19 protein-coding genes are annotated in these 24,121 nt (G+C 68.2%); 1 reads left to right on the top strand and 18 read right to left on the bottom strand.

Annotated elements, in window-relative coordinates; genetic code table 11:
- The 15 genes from D7X32_RS17980 to dnaN all read right to left on the bottom strand — a co-directional run bounded on the left by D7X32_RS17980 (position 1) and on the right by dnaN (position 19,629).
- The gene (locus D7X32_RS17980) at positions 1-327 is read right to left on the bottom strand and encodes a hypothetical protein (protein ID WP_120603782.1); all 327 of its coding nucleotides are present in this window, start codon (positions 325-327) and stop codon (positions 1-3) included.
- Positions 328-350: 23 nt separating this feature from the next.
- Positions 351-1,844, bottom strand: coding sequence for a hypothetical protein (locus tag D7X32_RS47545; RefSeq protein ID WP_120603781.1), 1,494 nt, complete (start codon positions 1,842-1,844; stop codon positions 351-353).
- On the bottom strand, positions 1,834-3,087 hold the full coding sequence (locus D7X32_RS17970) for a hypothetical protein (RefSeq protein ID WP_120603780.1): 1,254 nt from the start codon (positions 3,085-3,087) through the stop codon (positions 1,834-1,836). Before D7X32_RS17970 ends, D7X32_RS47545 begins: the two co-directional genes overlap by 11 nt.
- A 289-nt stretch (positions 3,088-3,376) precedes the next feature.
- Positions 3,377-5,032, bottom strand: coding sequence for a HesA/MoeB/ThiF family protein (locus D7X32_RS17965; RefSeq protein ID WP_147450184.1), 1,656 nt, complete (start codon positions 5,030-5,032; stop codon positions 3,377-3,379).
- A gap of 102 nt (positions 5,033-5,134) precedes the next feature.
- Entirely contained in the window at positions 5,135-6,094 is a 960-nt protein-coding gene (locus tag D7X32_RS17960) for a nucleotidyltransferase domain-containing protein (protein WP_120603778.1), read from the bottom strand.
- Positions 6,095-6,178: 84 nt separating this feature from the next.
- The gene (locus D7X32_RS46780) at positions 6,179-6,910 is read right to left on the bottom strand and encodes an SAVED domain-containing protein (RefSeq protein WP_244239060.1); all 732 of its coding nucleotides are present in this window, start codon (positions 6,908-6,910) and stop codon (positions 6,179-6,181) included.
- 465 nt (positions 6,911-7,375) lie between these two features.
- The gene (locus tag D7X32_RS17950; RefSeq protein ID WP_120603777.1) at positions 7,376-9,178 is read right to left on the bottom strand and encodes an SAVED domain-containing protein; all 1,803 of its coding nucleotides are present in this window, start codon (positions 9,176-9,178) and stop codon (positions 7,376-7,378) included.
- Positions 9,179-9,213: 35 nt separating this feature from the next.
- Positions 9,214-10,164 (bottom strand): nucleotidyltransferase domain-containing protein, encoded by a 951-nt coding sequence (locus D7X32_RS17945; protein ID WP_244239059.1) that lies wholly within the window; start codon positions 10,162-10,164, stop codon positions 9,214-9,216.
- Positions 10,165-10,207: 43 nt separating this feature from the next.
- Positions 10,208-11,077, bottom strand: a complete 870-nt coding sequence (locus D7X32_RS17940) for a serine/threonine-protein kinase (protein WP_120603775.1) — start codon at positions 11,075-11,077, stop codon at positions 10,208-10,210.
- An 18-nt stretch (positions 11,078-11,095) separates the two neighbouring features.
- Positions 11,096-11,908: a sigma-70 family RNA polymerase sigma factor gene (locus D7X32_RS17935; protein ID WP_120603774.1), complete on the bottom strand. Its 813-nt coding sequence runs from the start codon at positions 11,906-11,908 to the stop codon at positions 11,096-11,098.
- Positions 11,905-15,288 carry a serine/threonine-protein kinase gene (locus D7X32_RS17930; RefSeq protein WP_279635590.1) on the bottom strand — a complete coding sequence of 1,128 codons (3,384 nt, stop codon included), beginning with the start codon at positions 15,286-15,288 and terminating at the stop codon, positions 11,905-11,907. The genes D7X32_RS17935 and D7X32_RS17930 overlap by 4 nt, the downstream gene beginning before the upstream one ends.
- Positions 15,289-15,311: 23 nt before the next feature.
- Positions 15,312-16,382, bottom strand: coding sequence for a site-2 protease family protein (locus tag D7X32_RS46775; RefSeq protein ID WP_120603773.1), 1,071 nt, complete (start codon positions 16,380-16,382; stop codon positions 15,312-15,314).
- Complete coding sequence (locus tag D7X32_RS17920) at positions 16,375-17,109, bottom strand: hypothetical protein (protein ID WP_120603772.1); 735 nt, start codon at positions 17,107-17,109, stop codon at positions 16,375-16,377. The genes D7X32_RS46775 and D7X32_RS17920 overlap by 8 nt, the downstream gene beginning before the upstream one ends.
- A gap of 82 nt (positions 17,110-17,191) precedes the next feature.
- Entirely contained in the window at positions 17,192-18,412 is a 1,221-nt protein-coding gene (locus D7X32_RS17915; RefSeq protein ID WP_120603771.1) for an ATP-binding protein, read from the bottom strand.
- A 110-nt stretch (positions 18,413-18,522) separates the two neighbouring features.
- Positions 18,523-19,629: a DNA polymerase III subunit beta gene (dnaN, locus tag D7X32_RS17910; RefSeq protein ID WP_120603770.1), complete on the bottom strand. Its 1,107-nt coding sequence runs from the start codon at positions 19,627-19,629 to the stop codon at positions 18,523-18,525.
- A gap of 261 nt (positions 19,630-19,890) precedes the next feature.
- Between dnaN and D7X32_RS17905 the strand changes: the two genes are divergently transcribed.
- Positions 19,891-20,397: a DUF6748 domain-containing protein gene (locus D7X32_RS17905; protein ID WP_120603769.1), complete on the top strand. Its 507-nt coding sequence runs from the start codon at positions 19,891-19,893 to the stop codon at positions 20,395-20,397.
- A gap of 50 nt (positions 20,398-20,447) precedes the next feature.
- On the opposite strand, the gene D7X32_RS17900 is transcribed toward D7X32_RS17905, so the two are convergent.
- From D7X32_RS17900 to D7X32_RS17890, 3 genes are read right to left on the bottom strand one after another with little or no spacing between them, the layout of a single operon-like run.
- Positions 20,448-22,715, bottom strand: coding sequence for a caspase family protein (locus tag D7X32_RS17900; protein ID WP_120603768.1), 2,268 nt, complete (start codon positions 22,713-22,715; stop codon positions 20,448-20,450).
- A complete protein-coding gene (locus D7X32_RS17895; protein ID WP_120603767.1) occupies positions 22,712-23,551 on the bottom strand; it encodes an anti-sigma factor in 840 nt (279 codons plus the stop codon). Before D7X32_RS17895 ends, D7X32_RS17900 begins: the two co-directional genes overlap by 4 nt.
- The gene (locus tag D7X32_RS17890) at positions 23,548-24,027 is read right to left on the bottom strand and encodes an RNA polymerase sigma factor (RefSeq protein ID WP_120565395.1); all 480 of its coding nucleotides are present in this window, start codon (positions 24,025-24,027) and stop codon (positions 23,548-23,550) included. The genes D7X32_RS17895 and D7X32_RS17890 overlap by 4 nt, the downstream gene beginning before the upstream one ends.
- Between the last annotated feature and the right edge of the window lie 94 nt (positions 24,028-24,121).

Below are 24,121 nucleotides of genomic sequence, written 5' to 3'. Positions count from 1 at the left end.
CTACCCGATGAAGATATCCGTCTCCGGCAGGGCAGCGGCGCGCTCAAGAATCATCAGCGCCTCATCCAACCTGGACCTCACGGCGACTGTGCCCTCGTCTGGCTGCTCCTCCATCCACTGACGAAGCGCGCGCAGCTCCGTGAGCACCGGACCGAGGTCTTCCTTCTGGAGAGGCACGCCGGTCCTGAACAGGGGCACCCACCGCAGCCCAAGGGCCACACAGCCGGGAACCCAATACCGGCGGAAGACCTCCTCGGAGGCCAGTGGAATCAGTTCCTCGCTCGTCGCGCTTTCCGGACGCTGTTTCATGAGGATGCAGATCGACATTCCAGCTCCTTTGGCGAACCCGCTCACGGACCATACGTCGCGGTGAAGGACCAGCCCGGGTTTTCCTGCGCCAAGCGTGCGAGCTGTTTCGACACGACTTCTCTTAGCGCAGGACTCCCTTCTTCGATCCTGAAGAGGATGCTTCGATACTTCTTCAGTTCCGAGAGCGGAGGTACCTTGGGAGTCCCGCCAACGGCAGGGCGCGTGGCGCTGGCCTGTGTCATGAGGTTCCTGATCCGAACCGTCGTCTTCTCGTAAATCTGTTTCGCGGCCCATTGCTCGGCGGTCTGCACGGGCTGCCCCGTCCTGGGATGCAGGACGTCCAGGCTCCTGGCCGACTTGTCCTCGATGAACATTCCGGGTTGGATCTCATCGAACTCTCCCAGCGGGTTTCCGCGGGGATCGACAATCTCCACGTTCCGGTAACGTCCCTCTCCACCGGACGCGATAACGGGAGCGCCGCCGCCCGTGGCGGAGCTGGCGACCGACAAGACGTAGAGGCCGCCCACGCCTGCTCCGACCGCAGTGGCCATCTGCCCCACTGGCACCGCGACGCGCTCCATCACCAGCGCGCCCTCGCGGGTGAGGGACAGCACCGGGAGCATGGCTTCCGTTCCTCCCATCGCCGTGGCCAGGGCGCCAGTAGAGCCCTTGGCGACACCGCCTCCCGCATAAAGCGTCGTCAACAGCTTCGCGACAGCCCTCACCTGCTCGCCTCGCGTCATGGAGGTGAAGCGCTCCAGGTACTCGGGAGAGGAAGCGACGAGGGCGGCGATGCCCTCTGGCAGATGTTGAAGTGCCAGGAGGCTATCCGTTGGGGAGGTGAAGAACTTCCCGATGGACATGGCCAGCTCGAAGAACGCGTCCGCGGCGCCGTCCAGCGACCGGCTGAAGATGTCCGCGTCGTCGTACACCTCCACGACGAACCCATTGAACACGGGCTGGAGCCGCGCATCCGTCGGGCGGAACACGCCACCGGTGTCGACGTAGAAGCGCCCCAACTCGAAGCCCAGCGCAACGAAGGCCCCGTCCTTCCACTCCACCGGCCCCACGCGCTGCTGCGTGCGTCCGTTGATGACCCACGCGAGACAGCCGTCAGGCCTCAACACCGCGAGCCGTTCGAGCCGGGTCATCCGCCGCAGGAGCTCTTCCCGCGACACGCGGTCACCCTCCAGCACCTCGCGCAGCAGCAGGCTCGCACCCATGCGAGGCGGGAAGTTGCCCAGGGTCACAGGCTTCTTCAGCAACGCAGACAACAGTCGCGCGGCGTGCGTCGGCGTCAGCGCGGATGCTCGCAGGGGCAGTTCGTCCCAGGGGTCCAGCCCTGCGAGCACCAGCAGGCGCTCGAAGGCATCTGCCTCCACGACGGTCCTAGCGGCTTCCGTGTCCAGGGAGCGCTCGATGTGGTGACGCCGCAAGGGCATGACACCCGAGCCTTGCTTCAGGACGCTGAGGTGCCCGGAAGCACACCCCGTGGTGAGCAGGACCGCGCTCATCAGCAGCACCTCAGCGCGCATTGTCCACCCCCACGCCCAGCGAGGCATAGATGCCCGGACGCAGCGCTCCGTCCGCCTCCGGGAACAACAGCGTCCCTCCTTGCCCCAGCGCGTACATCCTGCCCGCGAAGCGCCAGCGCAGGTCCCCCGACACGAGGTAGCGGGCCCCCGGCCGCCCCAGGCCCATTGCCAGCACGCTCGTGGCGAGTTCCAGGTTGCGCTCGAATAACTGGAGGGCGAGCCGTCCATCCGTATCCACGCGGCCCCAGCTGAAGACCTCCAGCGAGCAGGAGAAGGCCAGGTGCCGCTGGACCCTTCCCACCAAACGCTCCGCGTCCCAGCCCACGTCCACTTCGGCGTAGAGGGAAGATCCCTCCGGAAAGGAGGCCTCCGCCAGGGACTGGCCTGAAGCGCCCACCGCGCGAAAGCGCGCCAGTTCGTAGTCCGGGCCGAAGGCACCTTGGCGAAAGCCTCCGTGTTGCCGCCGCGCCTCCAGGCGCAGCCGAGCGTTCAACCCCGGTGTCTCCGCGTCCGCGCCCACCCCAGCCACCACGCCCCAGGCGCCACTCGTTCTGGGACGGCCACCCCAGCCGGCCAGCAGGTGCAGTTCCAAGCCCGGGCGAGTCCACACCACTGCGGTCCCGTCCAGATGGGTCAGGGTGCTCTCGGACGAGGTTCCCTCCCCCTTGCCCCCCTCATGCACGGCGGACACGGCCAGCGAGTACCGTCCGGCTTGCGCTGGCGGGCCGAAGAGGACGTACTCCAGATCCACCTCGGCTTCCGCGCCGAAGAGCCGCGCGCCAAGGATGTCCGAGGCGAAGGCCTCCACGTAGACGGGGCCAATCGTCCCGGTGAGGAAGCCTCCCGCCGGGTGATAGTCCGGGTTGACGCGGTTGGAGTAGCGCCGCACCAAGTGCCCGGACAGCAGGCTGTAGCGCTCCAGCGCTCCCAGCCATAGCGCCAGAGGCGCCTCGTTCGACCCCAGTTTGAGGGCTCGAACCACCTGCCCCCAGTCCGACAGGCTGTCCCAGTCCTCCCGGCGAATGACACCCGCGCTCCGCCCGCCGCCCCACAGGCGCAGCCTCACCGGAGCACCCAGGTTGACGCCGAATTCCGCGCCACCATCCAGCATCAGCGTGGGAGCGACCTGGACGAACCCCTCGCGTGCTCCACCGTCGCCGCGAGGAAGCAGGGCCAGGGTCGACACGTCGAACCGGGTCAGGAAGTGCCAGTCCTCCACGGCCGTGGGCGGTTCCAGGTCCATGGCCCGCAGGTGGCGAGTCCTGTTCGTAGGCGGAGAGGCGTTACGAAAGATGGAGGCAGGCTCGCTGGCGGTCGCATCTGGCGACTGTTCCTGTGCGACCACCCGGGCAGGCCACGCCCATGACAGAAGACACAGCGCCACGCACCACCTTCCGCTCATGGACAGTCCCCTCACCTTCCGTGAAGCCTCCGCACAGCCATGCGGGGCAAGGACTACCAGGGCGGGCTGACTTGCCGACCTGGAACGGAGGGAAACGGCACGAAAGGTGAAAGCCTGTGAGGTTTCACTTTCAGACCACTTGCAGGGCAGCCAATTCTTCCTCCTCCTCCAAGGCCAGAGGGCTTTCATCTCCATCCCCACATACGGGGCATTCGCGGTCCCGAGGAATACGCTCCACCCGCGCCTGGAGCGGACCGTCGACGGCCCACCCTCCGTGATTGGACCAGAGCAGGTGATCCCCATGGGCCTTCGGGTAGTCGAGCCCACCCTCGATCCGCTCCCCGAGCGTCTGCAATGTCATCCGCGCGGTGAGCAGCGCGACCTGCTCAACGTCCAGCCCAAGCCCGGGGAGTCCTGGTTGCTGATAGGCGGGAACACCCATGTCAGCGCGGTCGAAGCGCGGAAATCGACCAGGCTCCGCGTGTTGAGCGTTCAGCACACACTGATAGCAGGGCGTCAACCGCGGCAGGACCCTGAATACCCGCCCATGCTCCGCACGCCCCAGTACGGCGGCGAAGATCCCAGGGCATGCGCCGGTCACGCACAGATGGTTGACCACGCTCTCCGCCTCGGTCGTGGCGGTGGCGCAGACGACGATGCCCAATGGATTGTGTGTCACCTGGATGAGGTGCTGCGTCGTATCCCTTCCCCAGCCGACCGGATCCAACGAGAGCGCCGCTTGTACCGGGACCACTTCCGCAGCGGGGTTGATGCGATGAATCGCCCTGCTCACGACTTCCACCTTGGGCAAACAGAGCGCGTCTACGCCGCCCACGTGTCGTGCCACGTTCTCAGGGTCAAGGAGTTCCGGGTCGAGGAGCACGAACCTCCCGACGCCGGCCTTGGCAAGTGCGACCGCGACACTGCCGCCGAGGCTGCCGACCCCGACGATCGCGACCTGCGCTCGCCGGAGTCCCCTGCCTCCAGCCAGGCGCTCCTCAACGCGCCGGAAAATACGTTCTTCAAGGTTCTCCTCGACAGGCTTTACATAGAGCAGTCTCTCGTCAGGGCGCGTGTCCGAAGAGGCTCTAGCCCTCATGACGATTCGAAACCCATCGTTCAACACCAGCAGGATCAATCCCTGCTCCATGAACAACTGTCGTGCGGGTTCGTGCGGGAGCTGCTGTCGAATCCAGCCATCGAGGTCCCTCCGCAACGAAGGGACCTGCTCCACGCTCATGTTGATCCGGCACCACAAGCCGTTCCGCGGATGGTTCAACCCCAGCGCGGCGATCCACGACGCCCCCAAACCGGCCTCAAGAGGGCTGGTGATGATTGGAGAGCGTGAGGTTCCATCCACGCTCATCACGCGCAGGAGTCGCCCGTCCTTCCGGACAAGCGCCGTCAACATGCCCCAACTCCCTCCCTGACGTAGGGCCTCCGAGATGCTCAGCGGCAAGGAGACCCGGATGGCATGTGTCGTCAGGGGGATGTCCTCGATTCGAGGAAATTCGCCTCGAGCCTCCTGCTCCAGATACGAGACGAGCCGATCAAGCGCCTCTCCAGCGGTGAACTCGGGTCGCCATCCTCGCTGAGGGTCATGCGCGAACAAGCACAAACTCAGATCTGGGAACGTGTACCCATGGTCGCGATGATCGATGATGTTCGCGCCATCGGCCGACAACTCCCAGGTGACAGGCGGTCTCAAGGGGAACTCCGGAGGCCATGCGAGCCGATATCGCCGAGGTCCGCCCGCGGTATCGACCATGCCTTCAACGAAGGGCACCGGATGCTCCTCAATCCGCAAGATGTGAGGGTGCCGTTGGCGAAGGACATACAATTCCTTCAACCACCGCCGTCGGCCACGGTCAGGGAATGGCAATGGCGTCTACCCGAACCTGGAGCCATGACCATCCGGGGCGGACGGCAAGGATGCCGAAACGCCCGTGACGACCGGGCGCTCCTGCCTTCCTTTCTCCGGGTAGGGATCCCCAAACATCCCGTACAGGAGATGATGGGCCCGCTCCGTATGGCCAGCCTGCGCGAGTTCCCTCGCCGCTCTCAGCGTCGAGGCTGCGCGTCCCAACCGTGTCCTCGCGGCGGTTTTCGCCGCGTCGGTCATGCCCTGATTGATGTATGGCCCCAACGCCGCCGGGTCCCGCGTGTCGAGAAGCACGCGAGAAGCCAGGCCCTCGAAGATTTCGATGAGGCCCTCCAGCCGGTCCTCTGGCTTCGCGACGAGCACATCCCAGATCATCACCTCGATGTGGAACGACCTCAGCCGCTCCCCTTCCGGTTGCCGCCGGTTCCAGTGCTTCACCGCCTTGGTGAGAGGCTTGAGTTCCTGGCCTGCGGCCTTGTTGGCGTCCACCGACAAGCGTTCGTGGATACGTGGATTGGAACGGATCCACGTCTTCGCCTGGAGGTCAGGGATCCAGAAGACCTCGCTGTTGTCCTCGTCGAGGAACGCGGGGACGACGTCGTAGGCAATCCCGGTGGTGGAGAATGAGATGTTCACCGAGCGATTCTGGGGGTCGGCGGTCTTGCCCGGGTATTGGTCTTCAAGCGCTCGTCGCACCGTCGCCAGTGCGTCCATCGGCTTGCTGCTGGCCGGGGTGAGCACGGGCGTGCGTTGCAGCACGCAGAACAAGTCAATGTCCTTGAGCGGGCGGATGGCCGTGCTCCGCGCATAGGAGCCAGTAAGGAATGGGTAGAGGTCAGGCTCAATCTTGAGTCGGCTGGCCAGTCCATCTCGCAGGAATTTGTGCTGGTCACTGGCCGCCTCCCTCTCGGCAGGGGTGAGTTCAAGCGCGGAAATGAAGTCATGAACTGCTTGTCGAACCTGCATGGTGTTCTCCTGAGGAAGGACTGCGATGAAGGCTGGAATCCCACGAAGAAGCCGACGACCACGTCATGGTGTGCCCCTCATGCATCACCCTGTCTCCACGGTCAGGAAGGGGACGTAGCCGCCCGCGGCGGTGCGCTCGTAGGCCACCACCGCCCCCATCGCGTTGAGGCGCTGGCCCAGGAAGAGGCAGCAGCCCGCCGGGGCGTAGGGGATGAGGTGCGTGGTGGCGGTGCGCCACCGCACGCGGGCCTGGCGGATGCGTTCGCGCGCGAGTACCGCGGAGGCGACCGCGTCCCCGTCCGAGCCCACTGCGCCGTCGTGGGGCCCACCTTCTGGCTCCAGCACGAGAACCGCACGGAACCGCTGCGGATGACCGGCCAGGAACTGTTCGACGTCCGGACCCGCGTCGCCTGTGAGCTGGAACACCACCAGCAGGTCCTTCGCATCCGGAGCGCTTTCGTGCTCGGTGCCTTGGAGCCGCCGCCACGTTGGCTTCGCATCCGAGCGCCACAGCACTGTCTCGCCCCGCGTTGATTGCTCCACCCGGAAACGGTCGCCCGCCACCTCTGGGAAACAGGCACCCACGGCCAGCGGGACCGACAGCAGTACCTTGCCCCGGAAGTCGATCACTGTCTCCGCAGGCCGGGACGCCAGCCTCTGCCGCGCCTCGCGTAGTTCGGGAAGCAGCCGCTCGCGCCAGACCGTTTCCGTCGGCACCGCTCGGGTGTCCCGGTCGAAGTGCGACGTCCAGTCCAGTTCCACCGCCGGTGGCTCGCGCCACTGACGTCGGGACCATCCGTGGATCCATAGCCCCACGCCCGGCGTGTCGCTCTTCGGCTCCAGGAGCCCCCGGTCCCGGATGAACAGCTGGAGCTTCGCCCGGTCCAGCTGCGAGGTATCGACCCAGCTCCGGATCCGCGGGCCAGTTGCTCACCAGCCACAGCTCCACGGGCCCTTCTCCGCGCAACATCCTCCAGGCCGCGAAGAGTTTCTGGAGCAGCGACTGTCCGCGGCCAACCCCCTCTGTCAGGCCCTCCAGCGTGTAGAGCGCACGGTGGTCCACGTGCCACTTCACCTGCACATACTGGCGGGCCACGTTTGCACCGGGACAAGGATGCAGCGTGACGTCATCCGCCGCGCCCGCTTCCGGATGCTCGACGAGGACCGTCTCGAAGGGACTGTCCCCGTCAAGCAACGGCAGCAGCACGTACCAGCTGTAGAGGTGCTGGTAGCGGTCGCCTTCCATTCGGGATGCGCTCTGTTCGCCCATGAGGCAAACCCCTACGAGCCGGATGCGACGAGGTCTCGATTGCGGTTGAACAACTGCTCGAAGATAAGGCGCATGTCATCGCGTGCCTTCTCCAGAGGCGTCGACTCCCAGTCGCGAAACACCTGGAACAGGCGTTCCACCCATGCCCGGTGGTTCTCCTCACGCACCAGCCGACGCCGGAAGTAGACCGCCACCGCCACCGGCGTGTCCTTGTCGAAATAGTCCAGCCGGATGCGCTGCTGCGCGTACTCCTCATCGGGATCCGGGAAGGTCGGCAGGCCCGCGATCTCTATCGTTACCAGGCCCAGCCCAGGCGCGTCCTTTGCCTTTCGGGCGAGCGCGGAGAGTCGGCATGCATGGAAGAACCAGATGAGATAGCGCCGCAGCCTGCGCTCGGACAATTCCATGACGGGGCGGTCCGGCTCGAAGACGCGCAGGAACTCCACCACGTTCCAGACGATCTGCTCCACCGTCCGGGTTTCCCCCTTCTCCCTGACGGCGTCGCCGTGCTTCGCCCTTCGCCACGCCAGCGCCACCTCGATGGCCATCTCGTCCGCGTCGAAGTCCGCCACCTCCAAGACGAAGCCCGTGCGCCCGCTCCCACTGTAGTTGTAGGAGGTCAGCCCGCCCTGCCCGACGTGAAAGGCCTCGTGGACCAGAAGCAGGCGCACGCACTCATTCCAGTCCTCGTCAGACGCCAGCAGTTGGCGCAGGGCGCCCAGCCTGAGCAACAGGTCGGCATGGAAGTTCCAAGAGCCCTTCACGTGCCGATAGAGCGGACCACTGGACAGCTCGGGAGCAACACCGATGTGACTCTGGAGAAGATCCGCCCCTTGGATGCGCTCCACCAGGGCTGCCTGTTCTGTTTCCCTTAGCCACGTCACCAGCTTCTGGTGAACAGCCCGAACCTTCTCCAGAACGTGGGTGGCTTCAGCCATCCACTCCGGCGTCAGGAGCGCTGCCGGTCGCTCCTCCTTGCGACGCGGGCGCAGGAGATGAACAGGGACGTACGTGCTCGTCCCCTGGTCGAAGTGATGCAATCGCAGGGGATGCTGTGTCTCCGGGTTGATTGCGGTGCCCAGCGCGGCGGCAAGTGAGCCAGGACCATCCATCGCCAGCAGCACTGACTCGCACCCCTCCAAATGTTCGTGGAGCGTGTCGAGCACCTGCCGGAACTGCCGAGCTGCTCTCGCGGCTTGTGCCGGGCCCTCGAACGCTGTCGGAGAGATACCGCGCAAGGGCCGCAAGACGACAGTGGCCAGCAATGCCGCGGGATGCCGCTCCTTGAACTGCGCGAGGGCCTTTTCACGGATGGAGCGCGTCACCTCGATGACGAGCGCGACGTGGCCCCGCCCCCCCTGGGGTCCCGTCGGCAACCCATCTATTTCGAAGTAGGGCTCCTCCGAGGGCGCCTGGTCCCGCTGGTAGCCCAACCACCAGTCTCCATTCGGGTTCTGTTGGTAGACGCACAGCGGCCGGCGCTCCAGCCGCGAAGCCAGGTGCATCCCCAGCATCAACGGCGCCAGGGGGAACAGGTGGACAGGCAGGTGATTCACACCGAGCTCCCCCTCCTTGCGCGTCAGCGTTTCGGCGAAGCGGTCATTCTCCGCGAACGCGCCCGCCCAGTCCTGGGGGCGCTGCTTGCGCACGTTCCAGTCCGCGTCCCGTTCGTGAACAGCCACGCTTTCGACGTACTGATGGGCTTCCATGCCCGCTTGGGCGATGGCTGCTCGCGCCGCCGGCTCAATGACCGCACGGTCGTGCTCGTAACGCAGCAGGAGGGCATTCGTTTTCTTGTCGATGGGAATGTTCATGGAGCCATCAGGGGCGTGAGGAAGGCGACGTGGGGTCAGCCGTGGTCTCGGTACGCGTTGCCAAAAAGCCTTCGCAGCCGGCGGTGTGCCATGGCTGGATCGGACGGCTCCTCCCGCAGCACGTGCCCCAGCTCCACCGCCGCACTGTTCAGCACCTGCTGTGCGGCCACACGCTGGGTCACGCTCATGTTGGCATCCACGTGCTCGCCAAGGTGCGCGGGATCCGGGCAGGGTCGCTGGACGCTCGCGGTCAGGTGCTCGAAGAGGGTCTTGAGCGTCTCCAGTTTGCCGCCGTTGGCGGGCGGCGCACGGAAGGCGCCGTAGCTCATCGCTTCGAGGTGAAAGGAACGCAACGGGCTGGACTGCTGCTCCCGGTTCCAGTGCTTCACCGTCTTGATGAGGGGGTTGAGCATGTGCCCCGCGACCCGGTCCGCCTCCCTGCATCGCTCCGCATGCAGCCGAGGATTGGTCTGGATCCAGCGGTTCGTTCCCCGCTCGGGGATGAGGAAGGCGTCCCGCCCCGAAAGCTTGAAGGCGGGCACGACGTCGAAGTCGAGGCCCTTTCCGGAGAACTCGATGTTGATCGAGCGCCGCTGGATGTGCGGAGGCTCCTTGTTCGTCCACTCCTTGCGAAGCACCCCATGAACCCGCAGGAGCAGCTCATGCTGGGACTCCTCCAGCGGTTTCCCGCTTCCATGCGGAGCGAGAGAGATCTCCCGCAGCACCACGAAGATGTCGATATCGTGCAGCGGCCGGATGGCGGTGTTTCGGCCGTAGGAACCGGAGAGGAAGGTGGTCTGGGCCCCCAGCCCCCCCTGCAGCGCCTCTCTCAGGCGGGTCTGCTTTTCGTTGCAGGCCTCGCGCTGGCCAGGGGTCAGCTCCAGGGACTGGATGAACTGCTCAACGGCATGACGCACGCTCCACATGCACGGCTCCTCGCTTTCCACCTTCAGGAAAAGAGGATGCGAAAAGCCCCCGAAACCCATCGCGGGGCTGTGCGTTTTCTCCCGTGCCCGTCTTTTCGCGCGGCTAGCCGGCCTCCCTCGGAAATGCCCCTGAGCTGGCCAGGAGTGCCTGGAGCTCCATTAGCGAAGGGCGTTTCGAAGCCACCTTGTCCAGCATCCGTCCCAGGAACGTCCGCTGCGCATCAGGCGCAAGCCCCTCCAGCAGCACCAGGGGAGGTAGCTGCATGACGTGCCGGACCATCAACGACTGCTCGTCATCCCCTTGAAACGGAAGCCGTCCCACGAGCAGTTGGAACCAGAGGATGCCCAGGGCGTAGATGTCCACTTCGACCCCGACTTGCTTGGAGTGCGTCCACTGCTCCGGAGCCATGTAGTCCCAGGTCCCCAGCACGGCGCTTCCCGCCGTCGAAACATGCCGGGCCATGGGACGAGCCGTCTCCCCATGCTTCGCCAGGCCCAGGTCCGCCAGCTTCACCTCTGGCGCGGATGCTCCGTCACGGACCATCAGGATGTTCGCTGGTTTCAAGTCGCGATGGATCAGTCCCCGCGCATGCAACATGGCCAGGACCGACGCCAGCTGTCCGACGATTCGCGCGCTATCTTCTGCGGAGAGACGACCGCCGACCAACGGGAGCCACTGGTGCAGGTCCAGGGGCAGCCACTCCAGGACCAGGAAGGGCTGCTGACCATTCGGAAGGACACCCGATGCCATTGCCCGCACCAGATGCGGATGGCGCAACTCCAACAGGGATTGGGCTTCATTGAGGAAGCGCGCGACGACCTCGGGATGACCGCACCATCGGGTGCTCAGCACCTTCACGGCCACTGCTTCATGCCGCACTGGGTGCCGAGCCGCGTACACCTCACTCGTGGCGCCCAGTGCGACCCTGCGCTCCAGAACATAGGCATCCACCTGGGTTCCCGATGGCAGCATGACAGTGCGTTCCTACTCTCAGGCAGGGTCACCGGGCCAGAGCACCTTCAGCTGCTCCATTCCGTGCAGCAACCCCCGCAGTTCCTCGGCGCAATCCGGATGCTCCCGGATGACCTCCTCCAGGGTGACGCGCTCCCCGGATTCACGTCGGCGCAGATATTCGGCCAGGACCGCGTCCGCCATGTTGCGGATCCTGCGGGCTTCTGGCGTGACGGCTTTCGCTTCCACCCCTACCAAGCGATCGCGAAGCGTTCGGGTCGCACGCTGGACCAGCGAATCCACGGCGGCTTCGCTCCGGTGCATCCGCTCTGCGACCTCCGCCGCCGACAACTCCTTCAAGCGTCGCAAGGTCAGTGCCTCCTGCTGGTCCGCAGGCAGGCCGTGGAAATGCACCAACAGCCGGCGCCACTCCTCCCGATGGGCGGTGACCTGACTCGGGCTCTTCCGGGGTGAGGCCACCTCCTGCGTCTCGTCCAGGGAGTACAGAGGAACGTTGCCCGACGAGTTCCGCTCTGCCCCCTGGGCACGACGAAGGCTCATCTTCGCCTTGGAGGTCACAACCTTCCGAAGCCACGATGTCCATTCCGACTGGCTCGCTCCCTTGAATGACAGGAAGTGCCGGAAGGCCGCCAGTGAAGCATCCTGCGCCACGTCGGAGGGACGTGCCCCACCAGGAGCGTCCGACTTGATGACCCCTCGTGCCCACTTCCGCAGGACCGCCTGGTAGCGGCGCAGCAACTCCTCCAAGGCATCGCGCTGGCCATCACGTGCCCGGCGGATCAGCTCGGAGGTGGGCAGCGTCGACAACGGCTCCTGCGGTTCCGGAATCATTCGTCCCCTTGCATCGCTCCGGTACAGCCTGCAGCCTGGAACCTCAGGTCCTCGGGGTCCTTCTCCTGGAACTCCCTCGCCAGACCGCAGCGCTCCTGCCGGAGCTTCTGCTCCAGCGGTGACTGCCCCTGCGTTCGCGCCCAGGTCTCATACCCCGACAGGGCTTGCAGCAGGACCAGTGCGAGGCGCTTGCTGGGCATTTCCCCCTGCCGGAGTTGTTGACCCAACGTGATGGCCTCTTCGTAACGATCCCGCGCGGGTTCGGAGTGCCCCTCTTCGGTGTCGAGCATGGCGAGCGCCACTAGGCTTCGGGTCAGCACCCACTGAAAGTACTGCCTTCCCCTATCGGCTTGGACGCAGTCACGTGCCAAGCGCAGAGCCCGTTCCAGGTCTACCCGCGACCGGACAAAATCGCCTTCCATCCGGAGGGCCGCTCCTCGGACGGCCAGCGTCTCGGCAAGAAGAGCGCTGTTGTAGGTCCCAGGGTTCTGCGCGTGAAGCTCGATGGCTTCCCCATATCGGCTGACGGCGGCCTCCAGCCGCTGGTTCGCGAGTTCCAGGTCTCCTATCTCCGTCAGGCTCACCGCCAGACTGCGACGGGTGTCCTCCGGGTCCGTCCCCGTGTCGGAGTGCTTCAGCAGCTCGAGCGACTCCTCCAGGAGACCTCGCGCCTCCTCCCAGCGGCCCCGCGCCCAGGCCACCTTGGCCCGCTTCGAGTCGTTGAGCCCCTTCTGCATCCGCAAGCCGTTGTCTTCCGGGTGGAGGGCCTGCCCGGCGCGCAGCTCCGCCAGGGCCTTGGCCAGTGCGTCCTCCGAGTCCGACAGGCGCGCATCGATGTAGGCCATGTCCCCCAGCCGGTGGAAGAGCTTGATCCGGGTGAGGCGGACCGCAGACTGCTCACGTTCGGAGTCGGAGAGCGAGGAGATCAGCTCCTGGTAGCGCTGGAGCATCTTCTCGCGGGGCTCCAGGGTGAAGGGCAGCCAGCTCAGGCTCCAGTCCACCTGGTCCACGAAACCATCCGTGGACAGGACGAAGCTGCGCAGGCTCGCCTCTGCTCGCTGACGCTGCTGCTCCGAACGCACCGCGGACATGAGGATGAGGAGGCTGGCCAGTACCGCGAAGGACCGCCACATCCATTGTGTTCGCGCATGTCGCTGCTCCAGTCTTCGTGCAGCTTCCAGGAACCGCACCGCGCGGCGACTCAGCCTCCTTGCCTGGGGACTGCCTTCCGCCAATGCATCCGTCCCGCCCTGGTAGTGCAGCCGCAGCGCTCCCGTGGGCAGCCCGTCTTCCGGATGCTGGGCCTGCTCCCAGGCGCTCGCGGCGGTCTCCAGCTCCGCCTGCCGCTCCAGCAGCGTTCGCTCGTGGTCCAACCAGCCCACGAGTGAGGGCACCTGCTGCAACAGCGTCTCATGCGCCAGATCCACCCGCTGCCGCGAAGGTTCGGGATCGCCCGAGAGCATGATGAGCCGGGGCCCTGGCTCCATGCCAGGGAAGGTCCCCGACAGGCGCGCCAGGACTTCTTCCGCCAACCCATCTCCCCCCGCGGCGTCGAGCACCTCCTGGCGTGAACGCGGGCGCCGACTGTCGGGCACGCCCCGACCCACCTGCACCAGGTCGAGGAGAAGCCACTTCGCCCGTTCACGCCCCTCCCGTCCCAAGGCGTCCAGCAAGCCCTCCGCCTGCCGGGACAGCGCCCCGCCCACGCCTCCCATCCGGTCATAGTGCGCGAGCGTCAGGGGGCCTTCCGCGTGCAGCCCCCACAGTCCCCGCAGGGCATGCCCCAGCAGCGGCAGGCGTCCGTCTTCATCCCGGGCGTCATCCACCATCCGCGAGGCCAACGGCCCTTCCAACTGGAGCCCCGCGTGGCGTGACAGGCCGTGGACGACCTGCACGAGGCCAAGCTCGCTCATGGATGGCAATGGATAGCGCACGGCTTCGGGAAGGCTCCGGGCCAGCGCGGGCAGCTGATGTTCCACGCGGTGCAGGAAATCCCCGCGCACCGCCGTGAGCAGGCGCAGTGGCACCTCGCGTCCCCGCAGGGACTCGGCCAACAACACATCGAAAGCCTGACGGTCCGCCGCGTCGAGCGTGAGCAGTTCCTCCAGGGGCTCAAGGACCAGCAGCAAGAGGAAGCCAGGGGGCGTCTTCTCCAAGACGAGGTCCCGCAGCGCGACGGGGCCCGCTCGCAGCATGCGAAGCAGGACGTCCTTCGACACATCCTCCTGCTCGGAGGCAAAGGCCGTCGCGAGCGCCTGGGCCAGCCCCTCCCAAGGGTTGGCCGACGGGCGCACCGTCGCGATGCGCCATCGGGCGCCCTCTCGGGCATCCAACGTCCTCAGCCGGGGCAGCAGCCCCGCATGGATCAACGAGGACTTTCCTCCGCCACTGGGGCCTTCCACCTGAACCCAGCGTCGAGCCCCCACGCGTGCTTCTTCCAGGAGCCCCAGCAATGCGGCCACTTCCGCGTCACGGCCGTAGAAGAGCGCGGCCTGGGACTCGGTGAAGGGGGCGAGTCCCGGGATGGGGCAGACCTCGGGTTCAGGCGTCCAGGGCCGAGCCAGTACCTGCTGGCACCGCGCCATGGTGGGCCGGACCTCCGCCGCCTTGGCGAGAAGGGTGGCCACGAACGCGGACAGCGCCCCGGGCACATCCGGAGCGCATTGCCGCAAGGCGGGAGGTTCCTCCTGCGCATGCGCGGTCAGCAACTCGATGGGCTCGGCGGAAGCGAAGGGCGTGCGGCCCGCGAGCAGTTCGAAGAGCACCACCCCCAGCGAGTACACATCCGCGCGCGGCCCGACGGTCGCGGCGCTGCGAAACTGTTCGGGCGCCATGTACGCATACGTGCCGATGAGGGTCGACTCGTGCGTATGGACATGGGTCGGGTCCAAGGGGCCCGTGTCCCGGAATGGCAGCTTGGCGATGCCGAAGTCCAGCAGCTTCACCCTCAGGCCCGTGGCCTTCGCGCCATCCGGGCAGAGGAAGATGTTCTCCGGCTTCAGGTCGCGGTGGACGATGCCGCGTGCGTGGACGTCCACCATGATGCTCGCAAGCTGACGGCACAGCGCCAGGGCCCCATGGAAGTCGCCCCTGGCGTCTTTCATCCATTCGCGCAGGGACTGCCCCTGGAGCAGCTCCATGGCGAGGAACGCGGTGGTGCCAGTCCGCCCGCTGTCGAGGACACGCACCACTCCAGGATGGTCGAGTTGTGCCAGAGCCTGCGCTTCCTGAAGGAAGCGCGCGACAAGCTGGGGATCCTCCGCGGACTCAGGGGACAGGAGCTTGAGGGCCACCTCCTGCCCGGTTTCCTCGCGAACAGCCGCGAAAACCTGCCCCATGCCGCCGCTCCCCAGCAGACGGCCCAGCCGGTAAGGACCCACCTGAATGGGCGCTTCAGGTGCGTTCACAGCGCCGCCGTCGCCCCCGTCCAGTGCTGCGCGGCCCAGCCCAGCGCGCCCAATCCCACCACCAGCGCGCTGTACTCCACCAGCGTGCGCAGGTCGCCCTTCTCCGACGCGGGTGTGAGCAGGGCGCGGTACGCCGCCACTCCTCCGATGAGCAGGAGCAGGTTCTCTCCCGTGAGGAACCACGTCGCGCCCAGCACGGCCACCGCCATCCACCGCTGCTTGCGCGCCAGCGCCCGGAAGCCTCGCGAGCCGTCCAGCTGCCACACCGGCACCAGGTTGAACAGGTTCAGCCACGTCGCCGCGTGCGCGATGGCTCCCAATGCCTTCCATCCCGTGAGCACCGCCGCCACCAGCACCACCACCACCGCCGCGGTGCCCCAGATGGGCCCCGCCAATCCGATGCGCGCGTCCTCGCGCTCATCCACCGGCACCTGCTTCAGGCGCACGAACGCGCCCAACCCCGGGATGAACATGGGCGCGTCCGCCTTCATGCCCAGACGGCGCAGCGACGCCACGTGCCCCATCTCATGCACGTAGATGCACGCCACCAACCCCAGCGCGAAGCTCCAACCCCACATCGTCCAGTACACGCTCACCGCGAACAGCATGGAGAACAGCGTGCTCGCCTTCGTGAGCCCGAGCAGCAGCAACTTCCCCTTGCCCAAGAGCAGCGCCAGCACGAACTTGAACTTCCACAGCATCAGGCCCACCGCGCCCATGCTGGCCAACACCTTCGGCATTCCCGAACGCTTGCGCTCCGCCTCCGCCAGCGGCACCGCCAGCCCGTGCGCATCCGCCTGCTGACTCAGCGCCGTCACCCGCGCCGTCACCTGCGAGTGCTGCGCAGTGCCCGGTGGCAACAACTCCAAAGCCTCGCGCCACAGTGCCAGCGCCTCCAACGGCGCGCCCCGCTCCGACGCCGCCTGCGCATCCGCCGCCAGCTGCGTCAGCCGCTTCCCATGCACCAGCTTCCGGCACGACGGACAGGTGAGCAGCCGGGGCGCGAGCTCCGAACCACACCCCTCACACCGCTGCGTGAGGAGCTGAACCGCGAGCGCCTCAGCCAACGGACCGCTCCGGCTCCGCGGGCGCGGCCTCACCCTCGGCGGGTGCCTCCTGCAGCTTGAACGGCCCCGCGATGTTCAGCGCCGTCCGCTTCGTGCGGCGCCACGCCTCGAACAGCGCGAAGCCGTAGATGAGCCCCGACATGGGGCTGTTGATTCCAACGAGCACCGGCGCCGCCACGGAAATCACTCCCGCGAGCACCACGTTGCCCGCGGCGGAGGGCTCCACCGCTTCCTCCGCCGGCGTGCCGGCCGCCACCTCGGCCGGAGGCTGCGTCGTGAGCTCCTTGTACACATCCGGCGCGAGCGAGCCCGCCACCGCGAAGTACGTCAGCAGCACCGCGAGCGCCTGGTAGACCCCGCCACCGCGCGACTCGGAACCCTTGAACACCGCGGTCCCCACCATCCACCCCACCACGATGGCGATGAGGCCGATGTTGTAGCCCGTCAGGCTCACCACCCAATAGACGAGCGCCCCCGCCACGGCCGCGCCAAAGCCAAACACCGACGCCGTCAGGAAGCGCTTCGACTTCGAGCCGCCCGTCATCGCCGCCTCCACCTGCTCGCGGCAGTCGGGACACAGCAGGCGCTGGTTCACCTCGAAGTAGACGCTCTGGATGGCGCGCTGGCAGACGGTGCACTTCGTCACCGGAGGCGCTTCGGTGAACTCGGCGCGGTCGAACTGGAGCGGCGCCGCGTCAGCGGACGGCGGAGGAACAGGCTGGGTCATGGGCGGGGTGACGACCGAAAAAAGGAAGCGACACACCCAACCTAACAGAAGCCTTCCACCGGCCCCAAACCGGTGTCTGTCTTCAGCCGCCCTGCCGCAGCGCCGCGTGACGCGCCGCCTGCACCAGCGCCACCAGGTCCCCGTTGCGGGCCACGTCGCCCCCCGCGGGCTTCGCGTGCTCCGGCGAGAACAGCCGCGCGGGTGTGCGCGCCTGGCCCCGCAGCATCACGAAGAGTCGCAGGGCGTCCCGCAGGGCCTCCGCCTCTGGTCCCTCTTCCGTGCGCGCCCGCTGCGCGGCCTGCTCCAGCCGCGCCCACGCGACCTCTTCACTCCACGCGCCCCGGGGCCGCTCGCGCGACAGGGCCGCCAGCGCCGCCGCCGTCTCCACCAGCCCCGCGCGCCCTTCCGTGAAGACGCTCCGCGCGGACAGCCGCAACGCCGGATCCTCCGACAGCGCGGCCCGCCAGGACAGGAGCGCGGGCAGCTCCGGCTCGCGCGGCACCACCGGCGCCAGCTCCGCCTCCAGCACCGCGCGCACGCGCACCCGCGCCACGTCGTGCCAGAAGGCCGCGTGCAACAGCAGCTCCGGCCCGCTGCGCGCCACACGCGTCGGCGCACGGCGCATGCGCCGCTGGAGGAAGTCCTTCACCCGCCCCCGGCTGTCGTAGCGCTCCAGCCGCTCCCACAGCGCCACCAGCGCGGCGGCGCCCAGGGGCAGCGCCCGCGCCAGCTCCCGCGCCTCCTCGTCGGAGAACGCCTGAGCCCCTTCCGGCACGGGGCGCATGAACACGCGCTCGAAGACCTCGCCCGCGGCGCACGCGGCGCGCAGCTCCGGCAGGTTGCGAGGCAACAGCTCCACCGCCTGGGCCCAGACGCGTCCGCCCAGGAATGGCGCCGCGTCCAGCACCTCCGTCTCCAGGCGCAACAGCCGCTCCCCCAGCGTGGCGGGCACGTCCTCCTCCGCGTCGTCGGAGGCCGAGGAAGCCGATGAGGACAACCGCCGCTCCGCCGCGCGCTCCACCGCATCGCGCAGGCGCTCCACCTCGTGCATCAGCCGGACGGGTGCCGCGTCGCGCGGCCAGCCTTCCGCCTCCACGCGGCGTCGCAGCGCGCCCAGCGTCGCGTCCACCTCCGGCTGGGCCGTGGCCACCTCGCGCAGGAGCTCGAAGTGGTTGCGGATCCGGTCCCTCCAGAAGAAGGACTCCAGCACGCCCTTGAGCGCGCGGTAGCGCAGGCGCGTGGCCTCCAGGAGGTCCGCTCGGTCCTCCAGCCGCGCTTTCAGGTCGTCCGGACGGGTGGCCACGCCCCATCATAAGGAGACGCCGCGCCGGGCGCAGGCCTCCCCATGGCGCGGAGCGTCGAACGTGGAACGGTGCCGCGAAACCGACGTGGGAAGGTGGACGGAGACCCAGCTCAGACGCGCATGGGCATGACCACGGCGGTGAAGCTGCGGTCGCCGGGGCCGTGCAGCACGCCCGGGCTGTGCTCGTCACCCAGTTCGAAGCTGACCTCGTCCGTGTCCGTCACGCCCAGCACGTCCATCAGGTAGCGGGCGTTGAAGCCGATGGTGATGTCGTTGCCCTTGTAGTCCACGTCCAGGGCGTCACGCGCTTCGCCCAGGTCCGGGTTGCTGGCGGTGATGAGCAGCTTGCCCTTCTCCAACCCGATGCGGATGGCGTTGCTCTTGTCCGCGGACAGGAGCGCGATGCGCTTGAGGCCTTCCAGCAGGCGCACCTTGGGCACGAGGACGACCTTCTCGCCCTCCTTGGGGATGACGCGCTGGTACTCCGGGAACTGCCCGTCGATGAGGCGCATCACCATGGTGAGGCCCGGCTTCTTGAACAGCGCCGAGTTCTCCGCGAAGCCCAGGTGGCACTCCGCGTCCGGGGCCTCGTCCAGCAGGCGCTTCAACTCCATCAGGCCCTTGCGCGGGATGATGACGCCGCTCTTGAGCTTGAAGTCGCCGGACATCTCGCGCTCGATGAGCGACAGCCGGTGGCCGTCCGTGGCCACCATGCGGACCTTGCCGCTGGACTGGGGCTCGAAGAAGACGCCGTTGAGGATGTAGCGGGTCTCGTCGCTGGAGATGGCGAACTGGGTCTTCTTGATCATCTCCAGGAGGACGTTGCCGGAGATCTGCACCAGCGGCGCGCTCTCCTCCTTGGGCAGCTTCGGGTACTCCTCGGCGGCCATGCCGACGATCTTGAAGTGCGCGGAGCCGGAGGAGATGTCGACGTAGTTGTTCGCCAGCTTCTTGAGCGTGACCTCCGCGTCCGGGAGGTTCTGCACGATGTCGAAGACGTACTTCGCGCTCAGCGTGACGGCGCCCGGCTTGGACACGTCCGCGGCGTGCTCGGACACGATGCCGATGTCCAGGTCGAAGGCCGTGACCGTGATGCTGCCCTTGTTCGCCGTGAGCAGCACGTTGGCGAGGATGGGCATCGTCGTCTTGCGCTCCACGATGCCCTGGGCGCGGTAGAGGGCCTTCTTCAGCTCGTCGGCGGCGATGCGGAATTCCATCGTGGGCGTCCTTACAGGTCACGGCCCCGAAGGCCGATCTCCTAGGGCGCGGGTGTACAACGAACGGGTAACCCCTTCCACCGTCTTGGTACCCCTTTCGCGACGGGCTTCGCTCTCTTCCCGACTCTCCGGGCCCATGTAGGACATGGAGCAAAATCGCCCCTGGCGCCCTGGTGGGCAGGCGCGCGGACGGGCAGAGTGGACCCGGCCGTGTCCTCCCGCGTTGAAGGAGGGCACCCCGTCCTCCTTTCCGGAGTCGCCATGAACGCCCGCTCCCTGCTGTTGTCCGCCGTGCTCCTGCTCGGCCCGGTGGCGTGCAGCACGCCGTCCTCTCCTACCGCGCAGCCCTCCGGCGGTGATGCGCCCGGCGCGGCGGCCCCCGCCGACCTGAAGCGGACCGAAGTGCAGACGCCCGAGGGCATCGCCAACGAGCCCGGCACGGCCGCCCCCACCCCCTCACCCGGAGACGCCACCATGACCACCAGCACCGTCTACATCGTCAAGGACAACGGGAAGCGCTGCTTCGCGCCGCCCTGCGACCACTACGACCTGTTCAGCGCGGACGCGCCGGACAAGAAGATCCAGTCCTTCCACGAAATCGACCTCAGCGCCGTCACCGGCGGGGACAACGAGAAGGCCGGCGAACTCATGCAGCGGGCATTCAAGGGCGGCCCCGGCCTCAAGGTGGAGGGCTCGTTGGACAAGCGGCTCAAGGCCGGCCCCGCGGGCGACGCCATCGTGCTGCGCGCCACCCGCGTCGTCGGCTGAGGGAAGTCCCGCGCCGGGGCCGCTTCATGCGCGGTCCCGGCGGTGTCTCTCTAGAGCCGCACGCCCATCTGGAAGCCGGGCCAGCGCTGCATGTGCGTGTCCGCGTCGATGGTGTGCGAGCGCACCGGCAGCGTGGTCAGTTTCGAGAACTCCGACTCTCCCCACATGAACGCCACGTTGTAGGTGGGGCCCGCGAACACGGCCAGCCTCGGCATCACCTGGAAGCCCAGCATGGCGCGCGCCTGCGAGAGCAGGTTGTTGGACTTGCTGGAGAACGGGTCGCGCGTGGACAGCACCTGGCTGGCCGCGACGTCCACGTCCACCCAGAAGCGTGAACCCAGCGGGATGTGCCCGCCCAGGCCCAGGCCCAGGCTGAAGCGCTGGAAGCGGTCGTCCGGCCCAATCCCCGCGAGCAGCGTCGTGTAGAAGTGCTTGCCGCCAAACTTCAGCGCCAGGTTGGTGAGCTGCACGTCGCTGCCGTACACCTCCAGGTGCAGCTGGCCCTTCTTCTCGTAGGTGAACAGGCCCACCGGCGCGCCGTGCACTTCGTCGGAGACGTTCACGAGCCCCAGCTGCATGCCGTGCACCGTGTCCGCCACGTTGATCAGCCCCAGCTGCATGCCGGACACGTCGCCGCCCACGTTGATCAGCCCCAGCTGCATGCCGGTGAGGGATGGGGCGCGGTTGAGCAGCACCGACCCCTGGATGCCCCGCGCGGCCGTCGCCACGGAGTTGACGCCCAGCGTGAACTGCACGCCCTTCATCGTGCCGTTGGCGTGATTGATACCCAGTGACAACTGCATGCCGGTGGCGTCCGCGGTGGTGACGTTGGCGCCCAGCGCCGCCTGCACTCCGCCCAATGCGCCGCGCGCCACGTTCGCGCCCAGTGCCAGCTGTCCCACGCCGTCCACGTCCCCGTTGGCCACGTTGAGGCCCAGCGTCGCCTGGACGCCGCGCACCGCGCCGCCCGCCACGTTGGTGACGAGCGACAGCTGCGCGCCGGACACGTCCGCGCCGGACGTGTTGAAGCCCAGCGCCATGGCCAGGCCGGACACCTCCGCGTCGTACACGTTGCCCGCCAGGCCCAGCGCCAGCCCGCCGCCCAGCGCCGCGCCGCCGTTGACGACGCCCAGCGCGAAGCGGTTCTCCACCTGCGCGCGGCCGGCCCTCAGCGTGTTGGTGCTCATGCTCGGCACGAGGCTCAGGTTCACCGGCAGCATCCGCCGGCCCTGCGGGGACAGCGGTGCGCTACCGCCCCCCCCGCCGCGCATCACCGTGGCCTCGTGGCCCACGCCCAGGAAGTCGCCGGGTGCGAGCGGCGTGCGCACGCCTTCCTTCAGCGTGAAGGCCGCCTCGGACACCCCGCCGTCCCACTCGCGCCGGGCGCGGTAGGCGCCGGGGGCCAGGCCCAGCTCGGTGGCGCGGCCGGACACCTTCTGCACCTCCACCACCAGCGTGCCCACCGCGTCGCGCACGTACAGGCGGCCCTCCAGCGGCTCGGTGAGGACCAGGCCCGCGGTGGTGGCGCGCAGGTCGGTCATCACCAGGTCGCCCGTGCCCGCCAGCTCGATGTCGTAGTTGGGGTGCTGCGCGCCGCCCTGCGTGCGTTCCGTGCGCGCGAGCGTTTCGTGGAAGGCGAACTGGTAGGCCTCCGTGAGGGTGACGCGGCCGTCGTGGGTGACGTCCGCGGCGCCGCGCAGGCCGGACAGCAGGTGGTGGGTGAAGAACGAGCCGCCCAGCCGATCCGACTCCTGCGAGGCCTCGTTCGCGCTGGAGGAGGTGAGGATGGCGTGGCCCTTCACCTGGATGGCGGAGTCCACCAGGAACGCGGGCCGCGCGACGCCGCCCTTCTTGCGCGCGAACGCGCCGGACGCGCACGAATCCAACACCGCGATGCGCACGTCCGCGGGCAGCCCCTCCAGCGAGCGGCGCAGCTCGCCGTAGTCCAGGCGCTGGCCCTTGAGCAGCAGCCCCTCGTCGTCCGAGTGGCCGGAGTAGTACAGCAGCACCTCCACGCGGCGGGCCCCCGCGGCGCGGACGCCTTCCGCGAGGCCGCGCACCCGGTCGAAGCCGGCGAGCACGCCCGCGCGGTCCACGTCCGTGAGGAGCACGCGGTCCTGGGGCAGCACGCCGCCCAGCTCCGACAGCACCAGGGCGAAGGCCTTCGCGTCGGTCTCCGCGTAGCGCAGCCGCACGCGCTCCGGGCCGCCGTCGTTGACGCCCACGAACAGGGCCAGCCGTCGCACGGCGGCGGCTTCCGCGGCGTGGGCAACGGGGGCCGTGCCCAGCACGAACAGGAGGATGACGAGCGCTCTCATGGCGAGGGCTTCTCCAACAGGAAGGACGTCTGGCCCAAGCCTGCGGGCAGGGTCAGCGGCGCGGTGCGCGCCTCGGGGGAGGTGGCGAGGACGCGCGCGGCGGCCATCACCCCCTCCAGTTCGAAGGGCGCATCGGCGGTGATGAGGAAGAAGCGCTCGAAGCCGGGGGCGTCGTCCAGCTCGTAGGCGCGGGGCAGCAGGTGCGCGCCGCTCCGCTCCAGGGGCGCGGACGTGTCGCCCAGGGCGGGCAGGTGCGGGGTGACGGTGCCCCGGCCGTCCACGGAGAGGATGACGCCGTGGGCGTGGCCGGCGGCGGTGTACGACAGCTGCACCACGTCACCGGCCTGGGCGGGGGCGCCGTCGGTGAGGCGCTCGGTGCGGGTGGCGACCTGACGGTGCACGTCGAGCCGGGGCTGGAGTCCCTTGCTGCGCGTGGGCTCCAGGACGCCGGGGGTACCTCCAGTGCCGGTCGCCGACCACGGGTCGCGCGCCTCCTGTGCCCCCGGCCGGCTGACGAGGACGACCACGGTGGCGGCGGCGAGCACCGGCACCAGGGCGGGCAGGAAGCGCCAGGAAGGGCGCGACGGCGGGGCCTCGGCGCGGGGCGCGGCGGAGGTGTCGGCGCGGGCGAAGCGGGCCTTCACCTCGCGGGCGACGCGGTCCGGGGGCAGGGCCTCCAGGGTGGCGCGCGAGTCGGCCTCCAGGGCGGCGAGGCGGGCGGGGCCGTCGGGTTCGCGGGCCAGGCGGTCGCGGGCGGCGGTGAGCTCGTCCGGGGGCAGCTCCCCCAGGGCGATTCGCTCCAGCAGCCAGTCCGGGGTGCGGTGGGGGGACGTCATGCGGCCTCCAGCTCCTGCAGGACAGCGGACAGGGCCCGGAGGCGCTTGCGCACTCCGGACACGGACAGGCCCACCTCGCGGGCGGTCTCCTCCAGCGTCATGCCGTCCACCAGGTGGAGCACGGCGATGTCGCGGCTGGACGCGGGGACGCGGCCGAAGAGGCGGTCCAGCAGGCCCCGGGCGGCGGTGCGCGCCTCGGTGTCGCCGGACGCGGCGATGCGCAGGACCAGTTCGTCGTCGCGGTCCTCGGGGCGCCGCTTCGCGCCGCGCAGGCGGTTGAGGCACACGCGCGTGGCGATCTGATGCAGCAGGCTGGAAGGCCCCGCGTCCTTCAGCGCGGCCTGGTAGCGCAGCAGTTGAACGAACACGTCATGCATGGCGTCCACGGCCTGTTCCTCGTCGCGCAGCAGGAAGCGGCAGCGCCGGAGCACCTGGGGGCCATAGCGTCGGTAATAGGCCTCCACATCGACGGACACCGCACGCGCCTCCCGGTTGGCCAGGGGAACACCGGTGCCCCTGAAATCTGTCACCGGCCTTTTTCCGAAAGCGGCGTCCCTACCCCGTTTCCCC

The sequence above is a fragment of the Corallococcus carmarthensis genome (genome assembly GCF_003611695.1).
GTDB classification, from domain to species: Bacteria; Myxococcota; Myxococcia; order Myxococcales; family Myxococcaceae; genus Corallococcus; species Corallococcus carmarthensis.
Note: the sequence above shows the minus strand (reverse complement) of the source record. Positions and strands in the feature narration are given on the sequence as shown.

Coding starts and splice junctions, on each gene's coding strand:
- dnaN (WP_120603770.1), bottom strand. CDS start 19,629: ATGGAATTCCGCATCGCCGCCGACGAGCTGAAGAAGGCCCTCTACCGC.
- D7X32_RS17920 (WP_120603772.1), bottom strand. CDS start 17,109: ATGACCCAGCCTGTTCCTCCGCCGTCCGCTGACGCGGCGCCGCTCCAG.
- D7X32_RS17960 (WP_120603778.1), bottom strand. CDS start 6,094: ATGCAGGTTCGACAAGCAGTTCATGACTTCATTTCCGCGCTTGAACTC.
- D7X32_RS17905 (WP_120603769.1), top strand. CDS start 19,891: ATGAACGCCCGCTCCCTGCTGTTGTCCGCCGTGCTCCTGCTCGGCCCG.
- D7X32_RS17895 (WP_120603767.1), bottom strand. CDS start 23,551: ATGACGTCCCCCCACCGCACCCCGGACTGGCTGCTGGAGCGAATCGCC.
- D7X32_RS17940 (WP_120603775.1), bottom strand. CDS start 11,077: ATGCTGCCATCGGGAACCCAGGTGGATGCCTATGTTCTGGAGCGCAGG.
- D7X32_RS17950 (WP_120603777.1), bottom strand. CDS start 9,178: ATGAACATTCCCATCGACAAGAAAACGAATGCCCTCCTGCTGCGTTAC.
- D7X32_RS17945 (WP_244239059.1), bottom strand. CDS start 10,164: ATGGGTTTCGGGGGCTTTTCGCATCCTCTTTTCCTGAAGGTGGAAAGC.
- D7X32_RS17970 (WP_120603780.1), bottom strand. CDS start 3,087: ATGGACCTGGAACCGCCCACGGCCGTGGAGGACTGGCACTTCCTGACC.
- D7X32_RS17980 (WP_120603782.1), bottom strand. CDS start 327: ATGTCGATCTGCATCCTCATGAAACAGCGTCCGGAAAGCGCGACGAGC.
- D7X32_RS17900 (WP_120603768.1), bottom strand. CDS start 22,715: ATGAGAGCGCTCGTCATCCTCCTGTTCGTGCTGGGCACGGCCCCCGTT.
- D7X32_RS47545 (WP_120603781.1), bottom strand. CDS start 1,844: ATGCGCGCTGAGGTGCTGCTGATGAGCGCGGTCCTGCTCACCACGGGG.
- D7X32_RS17935 (WP_120603774.1), bottom strand. CDS start 11,908: ATGATTCCGGAACCGCAGGAGCCGTTGTCGACGCTGCCCACCTCCGAG.